We start from the raw sequence: 9346 nt of genomic DNA on the forward strand, positions 1-9346 counted from the left end.
GAAAATCACAGGCTAAAGCCTGTGCCACCGGGTTCTAATTTTCCTGGAGCGGCTGACCCTTCAGTCTCCCGCGTTCGTCGCGTTGATATCGCGAGGCTGCGATTCGCTTGTACTGACGGTCCGCCAGCCATGCGTAGCCGGGGACGTACCACAGGTAGGCGAGGTAACCCTTGAGTCCGCTCTGACGCCGCAGAATTTCATTGATCGCCCGCGCGCCGCGATACACACGGCCATCTTCATCCACCGCGTGCAGTTCTTCGAGCAGGTTCTCCATCTTCAAGTCGGGAAATTTCGCGCGCACTTCTTCGTCATGAAGATCGAGCGGCTCCATTTTTCCCGAATTGTCGAATTGCCGGATTCCGTCGAGACTCGCCCGGCACATGTCGCATGAGCCGTCGTACAAAATCGCGAGCTTGCCCGCCGACGCCTTGCCGACCCTCAATGCTTGCTCGTCCGCGCTCATCGCGTCAGCGGTTCGACCACCTTGGATTCGCGTGTATCCGGCGCAGCCGCGCATTCTCCTGAATGATCCGCCATTCGTAGCCGTCGAGCAGCGACACCCATGCCGACTCGATCGTGTTCGACGACTTGGCCAGCGTCGTCCACACCAGGTCACCATCGGCAAATTTCTTCACCGACACGACGTCAGCCTCGGTCGAGGCGCCGGTCGCATGCTGATAGGTTTCGATTACTTTCACCGGCTCGAGGTACGGAAAATATTTCAGCAGCGCCTTGCGCAGCGCCACGTCGAGCGCATGCAGGACGCCGACGCCCGAAGCAGCCTCGGTTTCTTCGACGTCGCCGATCCTGATGATCAGAGTCGCGTCGACCGTCATCTTGCCGTCGTACACGTCGTCGATCACGCGCCGCCGCACGATCTCGAACGGCGCGAGATAGCCGGCCGAGGCGCGCAGCTTAGCCAGCTCGCGCGACGCCTGGGGTGGCTCCGCCTCGTAAAAGTCTGCCTGACGTTCGGTACTCATCCGGCTTACCTAAATTTCCGGTGATCGTCTAATTTGATTATTATGAGCAGTCCTACCGCTTACAAGTGCAAACACAGTTGCCATAATAGTTGACTCGTGACAGCAGTGCGTGCGCAGTCGAGTCTCTCCGGTAACCAAAACCTCAAATTCATGTATATCCTCGACGTATTCTATCGCATGACCCCACTTCGCGGCCTCCATCAAGATAAACAGTCAACAGCGAGGTTGTGGATAATCCTGACGATGGCGAGCGTTATCTTGCTCGCCCGCGCCACAGCCGCGCGCGCGTCGCAGGTCCGCATTCCGATGACCATCGACTACATCACTTTGCGCGAGGCGCTGAAGCGGAAACTCTACACCGCACCCGGCGGACGCGCCGAACTTTGGAACGGTCTCAACGATTGCCAATATCTCTACGCCGAGAATCCCGAGTTCTCGCGCGCGACCGCGGGCGGCGCTGCGACCGTGCAACTGGAAACCGCGAACAGTCTCGGGCTGGGCGTCGCGATGGGCTCGCAATGTCTTAACGCGGTCCAGTGGAGCGGCATCGTGCAGGCACTCGGCGTCCCGTACATCGCGCCGGGCCTTCAGCTCAAGTTCCATTTCACGGATTTGAATGTCTTCGACTCGGCGCATCAGAAAACCGAGGTCGTCAGCCAGGGTTTCGATCTGATCAAAGGCGATCTGATTCCGCGGCTCAACGATTTTTCTTATGACCTCAAACCTGCCGTACAACAACTGGCCGCGATGATCACCGACTCGATTCCTGCCGACGCCGCCGATCGCTTCCGCGCTGCAATCGCAAGTCTCACCGCCGAGCAAAAAATCGTCGCGCTCGACGACGGGGTCCGCGTCACGCTCGTGATGACCGTCCCCGACGTCCCCGCACCCGCGATCCCCGCCGCGGGCGCCTCGCCTACGCCCGCCGAGCTTAAGGCCTTTCAGGACACGCTCGATCAATGGGACGCGTTTCTCTCTTTCTCAATCAAGCACCTCGGAGCCGCGGTCGGCGACCAACAGTTCCGCGATCAGTTGCTGCAAATCCTGCTCGACAGCCGCTACCGTCTCGTTCAGGCGTTGAACAATCCGGCGGCGGCTGGGCCTGATCCGGTTCGCATTTTGTTTCTCGACGAATGGACCCAGTTGCACGACGCGGTCCGCGCTGCGGCGCGGCGCGGGATGCTCGGTGCGCACGCGCTCGAATTCATGTCGTTTATCTCGGCCGGCGACGCGCTGTTCGCGCTGGATCAGGCCGCGCCCGCGCTCGGGATGCGCATCTCGGCGGCCGACCTGCGCCGCCTCGCGCATATCATGGCGCCAGGCGCGACCGGCGACCCGCTGCAATTCAACTACCGCGAAGATCAAGACATGAAAAAACTCTTTTCAGTGCCCGAGCCGCCGCGGAGCCGACATCCAATCGAAGAGGAGAGCATACCTCCCTCCGACTCCAGCGCGCCCGCCCGCCCACCGAATCCAATGCCCTCGCCGAAGCTTGGCCCCAGCGCGCGCTTGTTCCCCTTCCCACGAGGGCCCGAGAAAAGGGGGTTAGGGGTTAGGTTGCTGGACCTCCTCTCCCCCTGCGAGGCCGACGCCGCCGAAGATGCCGGCGCAATGCAGATTAACCGCCTTCAGGATGTTGCCGACCGCCTCTACCGGCTCGTCATCAACGACGAAAATGCCGACGACTATCGCCACGACATGGGCCTGCTGCTGAATCTCAGCGCCGCTTACCAACTCAGCCAGATCGCATCCGGCATGAACGCTCTCGACACTGACAACGGCCGCGTTTACGTAACGCTGGTGCTCGCGACCGCATGGCAGGAAAGCTGCTGGCGGCAGTTCGTGATGGACGGCGATCGCGTCCGATGGCTCGAATCCAGCAGCGGCGACATCGGTGTGATGCAGGTGAACAAGCACGTCTGGCGCGGGTTCTACGATATCGATCGCCTCAAATGGGACGTGCTCTACAACGCGGGTGCGGGATGCGAGATTCTCGCGCGCATGATGCAGTTCGCCGCCATCACGCAGCCGAAATACGATCCCGTGATGATCTCGAGCCATCTGGCGCGATCAACATACGCCGGCTACAACGGCGGCCCCGGCGCATGCAATCGATGGCGCCGCCGCGAACCCGTAGCGCTCAAGCAAATCGATTTGAGCTTCCTGGAGAAATACCACGCCGTAGAAAACGGCACGCAAATCGACATCCTAAGCTGCTCCCGCTCCTGGAGCCACTGATGCGCGAGTCTCTCATTTATCTGGTTCCCCTTCCCGAGCGGGAAGGGGAACCGGATTAAAAAGCTACGGGTTAGATTGCTGCGCGTCCTGCGACTCTTCCTCGCGCGATTCCTTTTGCACTGACTGTACCGTTCCGTCAGGTCCGTACGTGAGCCGATAGACCGTGAGTTGTTCCTCGGTGTGATGGATCCTCGCCTGATGCACGACGGTCGCAATACCGCCGGTGAAGACGCCTGCTGCGATATTGCGCGCATAAACTTTCGGCTTTACGAATTTCGAACCGTCGGGATTGAACTCGTATACGTCCTGCACCACGCCGCCCTGGTCGCTGGTTTCGTTGGGCGCGCCGAAGGCAGTCGCGATTTGACTGCGCGATACGCCCTCGCGCAGCAGACTCGGATCTTCGTGCACGGACGTGTCCTTCATGGTGGCATTCTGCTCGAACGCCGTCGGACTCAGTCGTTGCGCGGGATCGAATCGCGACGAGTCGAACTGTCCATTCTGTTCCATAATCCCCGACGCGAGGCATCCCGCCAGCAGCACGGTCGGAATCAGCAACAATCTCTTCATGCCATCAGGCTCGCATCAACCCGAAACAACCGCAGCCCGGCGTGACGCGCGGTCGCTGCGGCTACTGCGGCTACTGCGGGCTCAGCAGGACGTTGCAGCTCGACGACGCACTGCCGGCGCCGGTTCCGCTGGGGAGCGCGTCGGCATACACCTCGACGATCATGTCGTAGCATCCCGCGGTCAGCGGCAGACTCATAGATAGCGGGACGTCCTGGCCGTTGGTGGCCTGCTCATTGACGATAAACATCGGCGACGGGCCGACGGTCTCGATGCTCACAACTCCCGTAGCAGTAATGTTGCCGATATCTTCATTCGCACTCGCTTGGACCGACCCACTCAGCGAGTAGTTAGTGTCCGACGCGATGCAGAATACGGTCTTCATCTCGGTAATACCCTGATTCTCCGCAGTGCACACAGGCGACGGTCCGACGCACAACGAGAGGTCCGCATCGGCGGCGGCGGATTCATCGGCTGAGATTGTAGAGCCGTCAGCCGCCGAGGTTTGCGAGGCTGACGCCGACCCCGAAATCGAGACGTTGGTGTCGCTCACGCTGATACTGTCGGTGAACGAGGGTGTCGAGACCGCGACTGACTGGCTGGTCTCAACCGGGTTGGGCGCTGCATTCGGGTTGCTCAGCGCGACCACGCCCGACGCGGTTTCCGAAATGCTCTCGAGCGTGTATGTCGCCGTCGACGTGCCGCTCGGGGAGGGTGTCGCGGTGGCAGTCGCAGTCGGGGTTGCGCCGCCGGTCGCTGTGGTAGTCGGGGTCGCAGTGATGCTCGCGGTCGACGTCATCGACGGCGTCGGACTCGGCGTTGACGTTGGCGTCGCGACACCTTTGCCTTTGAGCTCAACGGTGTGACCGCTCTTCTTCGATTGATCGGTGAACATCAGCTTGCCGGTGAATTTCTTGCCCTTCGCCAAAGGGGCGAAGCTCACGCCGATCTGGCACGTCCCGCCCGCCGGCACCGGGGTCTCGCAGGTGTTGCTCGCCAAACTGAAGTATTGCCCGCTGACCTCGGGAACCTCGATCGCATCGGTGGTCTTGCTCTTGTTGTGCAAGGTGACCGATTTGATCGGCGCATCTCCGGTCTCGACGTTGCCGAAGCTCAGCGAGGTCGGCGAGATGGTAAGTTTTATCAGTGGCGGCTTGGGCGTCGGCGATGGTGACGGCGTGATCGTGATTGTCGCCGTCGCGGTTGCCGTACTGGTCGCGGTCGCGGTCGCAGTAGGAGTTGCGGTCGCAGTCAGAGTTGCCGTGGCGCTGGCGGTTGCGGTCGGGGTAGCGGTGGCCGTGGCCGTGCTCGTGACGGTCGCAGTTGCCGTTGGAGTGGCGGTCGGCGACGCTGCTGCCGTTCCGGTCGAGGTTGCAGTGACGGTTGGCGTCGCGCTCGCGGTCGGCGTACCAAGCGCGTCGATCGATTCGAACGCGCCGATGTCGCATGCGTTGCTCATGTCCCCCGGGTCGGGGCGTGGATCGCCGCGCTGATCGGTCGGCGGGCAATCGGCGATCGGAACTGCGTTCACCGCCGGGCTGTTCGGCTGCAACGCGATCGTGTCGGTCGGGCCGCCGTTGTTCTGCAGCCCGCCGGTAGCCGGCAACGGGTTGACGTCGTCGCCGATTGTGTCGCCGTTGGCGCCGAGGCTGCTCCCGAAACCGCACGAAGTATCGTCGGAGATGTTGTAGCCGCCATTGCCGATGACGCCGCCGCTCTGCACGCCGCAGTTGAGCCCCGTGCTATTCGACAGAATCGAGTTGGTAACCTCGACGGTAGTATTATTGGCCAGGATCGCGGCGCCGGCGCCCGATACTCCGGCACTGTTGTTCGAGAAAGTGCTGCTCGTCACGGTCCCGCCGTGATCGCTGTGGATCGCGCCGCCGCCCGCTCCCGAGTTGCCTGAAAAGGTACAGTTGGTTACGGCCAGTGTGCCGCTGCCGGAATTGAAAATGGCGCCGCCCGCCGCCGCGCTGTTCCCGAGAAAGGTGGAGTTGGTGACGGTCAGAGGGCCGGCGTTAAATATGCCCCCGCCGTTTCCGGTCGTCTCGCCGTTGGCGATTGTGAGGTTGTTGAGCGTGAGCGCGCCGGAGGAGTTCAGCAAGACGCTATTCGCGCCGCCCCCATCGATTGTGATCGTCTGTCCGGTCCCATCGATTTCGAGCGTGTGCTGAACCGAAGGAAGTCCGCTCGCCAGCGCAATCGTCCCGCTCAGGTTGAACACAATCGTGTCGTTGCCGGTGCCCGGTGCGCAGTCGCCCTGGGTGGTATCGGCCTCCGCGTTGGCATTGGAGATAGCCTCGCGCAGGGAGACACAGATTGTCACCGGCCGTGCCCGGATCGAGCAGCGAATTAACTGTAACGGTGTTGGTGCCGGCGGCGTGGAGCGAATGGCCGAGCGTGAAGATGACTGCGGGCGCGATCAGAAGAACGACTACGGCCAATACAGCCGGCCGCACAACCCCTCGAGCAAAATACCGGGCCCACGCCCGCAGACTAGCGCCTCTCCCCACCCGAGCAATTCCGCTTGGCGCGCGATGTTTTGTCAAGCGAAATTTCGGCTACGCGATTAATATCTGCAATTGTCGATCGTTCGCACTGCAATATCGCGTCAAGTACGAACACAAAGTCGAACCGCCGGAGCGATGACTCGCTCTAAGCCCTAAGGTGCAGGGCTTAGCCCTGCCCAAGGAGGTGCGGAACCCACGGCGGGTTCCGCTACAATTAAGTTCCTGCCTACATCGCGAGGCCGCCGTCCACCTGGATTACGGCCCCAGTTATGTACGCCGCGGCGTCACTCAGCAGGAACGCCGCCATCGGCACCACGTCCTCGACCTTCCCGAAGCGCCCCAGCGGGATCATCGCAAGCGCCTGCGCCCGATTCTCTTCGGGCAGTGATGCGGTCATGTCGGTCTCGATAAATCCCAATGCCAGCGCGTTGACCCGAACACCTAGCCGCCCTACCTCCTTCGCGACCGATTTCGTAAGTCCTATCAGTCCCGCCTTCGCCGCCGAATAGTTAGCCTGCCCCGGCAGTCCGATAAGACCGCTGACCGAGGTGATATTGAGGATCGAGCCGCGCTTCGCTTTCATCATCATGAACGCCGCCGCGCGCGCGAAATTGAACGCGCCCGTCAGATTGACCCGGATAACCTCGTTCCAGTCCTCCTCCGACATCATCACGAACACTTTGTCGCGCGTGACGCCGGCGTTGTTTACCAGCCCGTCGATTTGCCCGAATTCCTTCTTGGTTGCGTTGACCATCTCGCGCACACTCTTGAGATCGCCGACATCAACCTTGTACGCGAGCGCCTTGACGCCGAGCTTTTCGATTTCGGCCTTGAGCTCGGCCGCATTCTGATCGCTCTTGACGTAATTGAAAGATACGTTGGCGCCGCGCCGCGCGACTTCTATCGCGATCGCCCGCCCGATTCCGCGCGTCGCGCCGGTCACGATAATTCCGCGCCCCTCGAAGTCTGTCATTTTGAGCTCCTGAACCTCAGGCGGTGTCCGCCGCCGCCATCTCGCGCTCGAGCGTCGGCCGGTACTGATCGATGTACGACAAATAATTGTATCCGAAGGCGCGCTCAAGCTCGGCGTCGTACTTCGGCGCCTCGGCGCCCAGGTCCTTCGCGAGCCACGTCAGCACCATCCACTCTTCGGAACGTGGCGCCTTGCGCAATGCGTCGCGCCGGAGCATCACCTGCGTCGGCCTGACGCCCGCCAGATGCGCCAGCAGCGGGATCATCTCGCTCTCGTTGTTCTGCATCTCGTCGCGCGCGAACAGATTCACCGAGTAGATCAGCATCGTGGCTATACACGCCGCCACCTTCTCGGGCGTTGCACGGTCGCAATACATATGAAGGGGCCCTTTCGGCGAAAGCGCGTAGGCGAGGAAGTCCGCATTGGCGTCGAGAAGCGTCGAGATAAACTGGACGGCGCGGGGCGACCCCGCCTCGGCCAGTCGTGCGCGCGTCGCATCGAGCCCAGGCTTCGCCAGCCGCCGCATAAACCGCCGCCGCGCCGGCGACAGCCAGTAGATCAATCCCGAAAGCATCGTGCCTCCGATTTAACAGCGCCCGTCGCAATAAAAAAGGCCGCTCTTTGGAGCGGCCTCGTTTTCTCTTTCTCTGGTTCCCCTCGCCAGAAGGGAGAGGGGCTAGGGGAGAGGTGGTTACGCGCTGAACGACGACCCGCATCCGCAAGTGCGGCTCGCGCGAGGATTGTCGAAGCGGAATCCCGCACCGTGCAATCCCTCGACGTAGTCGAGCGTCGTGCCCGCGATATACGGCAGCGAAATTTCGTCGACGAGCACCAACACGCCGCCGAAATCCGTAATCCGGTCCCCTTCTTTCTGCGTGTCGAAGTTCAATGAATATTGAAACCCGGAGCATCCGCCACCGACCACGCCGATTCGCATCCCATGGTCAGCGCCGAGGCCTTCTTTCGCGCGCATCTTGCTGACCATCTCGATCGCCTTGGGCGTCAGATTCACATCCGGCAACGACGCGTTGTCTATAGGCTGGACGGCCGGCGCCTGCTGCTCGACGTGCTCGTGCTGGTTCCCATGCTCATGCCCATGATGCTCGATATGAAGTCCTTCGGCCATTTTCTCCAGAAACCTCCAGTAAGCAGCGCTTACAATTCGATCGCGCTCCTCACCACGAAACTAATCATAGCAAATAGTCGAGTCAATGTATCCACAATTCCCCGAGGATGAACTCCTCAGCCTGCCCCACTATCGCCGGACATGATAATTCATCAGGTATGGAAGCTTTGCACAACTTGCCGAAGCATCATGCTCTCTGTTCCCCTCTCCAGAAGGGAGAGGGGTTAGGGGTGAGGTTCCGAGCGACTCGAACAGGCATAAAATCTCTCTTCCGAAAACACAAATCTGACGGAACGAAGCTACCCTTAGCGGTGCGCTCATCATTGGACCACAACAGGTAGTATAAATTGCCACTTTTCCCTGAAACATTGACGCACGCCGCCACCGAATTGGGCTTCGCTTTGGTCGGATTCGCACGACTTCACCCGTTGAACGGTCGCGAGGACTTCTATCACCAATGGCTCGCCGACGGCGGTCACGCCTCGATGACCTACCTCGCGCGTGAGCCCGACCGACGCTTCGATCCCCGCCGCCTCGACGCCCGCTACAAATCCGTCGTCAGTCTTGCCTATCCGTATGCCGCGCGCGCGACGCCCGACCTCAACTGGCGCGCCGAGATGCGCGGGAGAATCGCCGCCTACGCGCTCGGCCGCGACTATCACGACGTCGTCAAGAAGCGGGCGCGCGCGGTCGGCAACATAATCCGCCAACTTCGTCCCGGCTCGGTAACGCGCACCTACGTCGACACCGGCCCGGTCTTCGAGCGCGAATGGGCGTCGGCCGCGCGCATCGGATGGTTCGGCAAGAACACGATGATTCTGAACCGCGAGCACGGTTCGTATTTTTTCCTGGCCGAGATTTTCACCGACGTCGAATTCGACGCGCCAACTGAGCCTTACCGCGATCATTGCGGAACCTGCCGCCGATGCCTCGATCTGTGCCCCACCGG

General features: G+C 61.3%; 9 protein-coding genes. 2 read left to right on the forward strand and 7 right to left on the reverse strand.

The window, feature by feature from the left end:
* Positions 1-34 precede the first annotated feature (34 nt).
* Positions 35-463: a thiol-disulfide oxidoreductase DCC family protein gene (locus WB650_RS10385; protein ID WP_422303125.1), complete on the reverse strand. Its 429-nt coding sequence runs from the start codon at positions 461-463 to the stop codon at positions 35-37.
* A 4-nt stretch (positions 464-467) separates the two neighbouring features.
* Positions 468-983, reverse strand: coding sequence for an alpha-isopropylmalate synthase regulatory domain-containing protein (locus WB650_RS10390; protein WP_422303126.1), 516 nt, complete (start codon positions 981-983; stop codon positions 468-470).
* Between the two features lie 243 nt (positions 984-1226).
* On the opposite strand from WB650_RS10390, the gene WB650_RS10395 reads away from it, so the two are divergent.
* The gene (locus WB650_RS10395) at positions 1227-3221 is read left to right on the forward strand and encodes a transglycosylase SLT domain-containing protein (RefSeq protein ID WP_422303127.1); all 1995 of its coding nucleotides are present in this window, start codon (positions 1227-1229) and stop codon (positions 3219-3221) included.
* Positions 3222-3284: 63 nt separating this feature from the next.
* On the opposite strand, the gene WB650_RS10400 is transcribed toward WB650_RS10395, so the two are convergent.
* The 5 genes from WB650_RS10400 to WB650_RS10420 all read right to left on the reverse strand — a co-directional run bounded on the left by WB650_RS10400 (position 3285) and on the right by WB650_RS10420 (position 8397).
* Entirely contained in the window at positions 3285-3791 is a 507-nt protein-coding gene (locus WB650_RS10400) for a hypothetical protein (protein WP_423960354.1), read from the reverse strand.
* Positions 3792-3861: 70 nt separating this feature from the next.
* The gene (locus tag WB650_RS10405) at positions 3862-6114 is read right to left on the reverse strand and encodes a choice-of-anchor Q domain-containing protein (protein ID WP_423960356.1); all 2253 of its coding nucleotides are present in this window, start codon (positions 6112-6114) and stop codon (positions 3862-3864) included.
* A 410-nt stretch (positions 6115-6524) separates the two neighbouring features.
* Positions 6525-7271 carry a 3-oxoacyl-[acyl-carrier-protein] reductase gene (gene fabG, locus WB650_RS10410; RefSeq protein ID WP_422302485.1) on the reverse strand — a complete coding sequence of 249 codons (747 nt, stop codon included), beginning with the start codon at positions 7269-7271 and terminating at the stop codon, positions 6525-6527.
* Between the two features lie 16 nt (positions 7272-7287).
* On the reverse strand, positions 7288-7845 hold the full coding sequence (locus WB650_RS10415; RefSeq protein ID WP_422302483.1) for a hypothetical protein: 558 nt from the start codon (positions 7843-7845) through the stop codon (positions 7288-7290).
* Positions 7846-7962: 117 nt separating this feature from the next.
* On the reverse strand, positions 7963-8397 hold the full coding sequence (locus tag WB650_RS10420) for a HesB/IscA family protein (RefSeq protein WP_423960359.1): 435 nt from the start codon (positions 8395-8397) through the stop codon (positions 7963-7965).
* Between the two features lie 428 nt (positions 8398-8825).
* Between WB650_RS10420 and WB650_RS10425 the strand changes: the two genes are divergently transcribed.
* Positions 8826-9346, forward strand: a 521-nt coding sequence (locus tag WB650_RS10425) for an epoxyqueuosine reductase (protein WP_423960361.1), incomplete at its 3' end; no start/stop codon positions are given.

Origin of the sequence: Binatus sp. (SeqCode) (assembly GCF_049584895.1) — a bacterium.
In the GTDB taxonomy this organism is placed as follows: Bacteria; Desulfobacterota; Binatia; order Binatales; family Binataceae; genus Binatus.

Coding starts and splice junctions, on each gene's coding strand:
- WB650_RS10385 (WP_422303125.1), bottom strand. CDS start 463: ATGAGCGCGGACGAGCAAGCATTGAGGGTCGGCAAGGCGTCGGCGGGC.
- WB650_RS10390 (WP_422303126.1), bottom strand. CDS start 983: ATGAGTACCGAACGTCAGGCAGACTTTTACGAGGCGGAGCCACCCCAG.
- WB650_RS10395 (WP_422303127.1), top strand. CDS start 1,227: ATGGCGAGCGTTATCTTGCTCGCCCGCGCCACAGCCGCGCGCGCGTCG.
- WB650_RS10400 (WP_423960354.1), bottom strand. CDS start 3,791: ATGAAGAGATTGTTGCTGATTCCGACCGTGCTGCTGGCGGGATGCCTC.
- fabG (WP_422302485.1), bottom strand. CDS start 7,271: ATGACAGACTTCGAGGGGCGCGGAATTATCGTGACCGGCGCGACGCGC.
- WB650_RS10415 (WP_422302483.1), bottom strand. CDS start 7,845: ATGCTTTCGGGATTGATCTACTGGCTGTCGCCGGCGCGGCGGCGGTTT.
- WB650_RS10420 (WP_423960359.1), bottom strand. CDS start 8,397: ATGGCCGAAGGACTTCATATCGAGCATCATGGGCATGAGCATGGGAAC.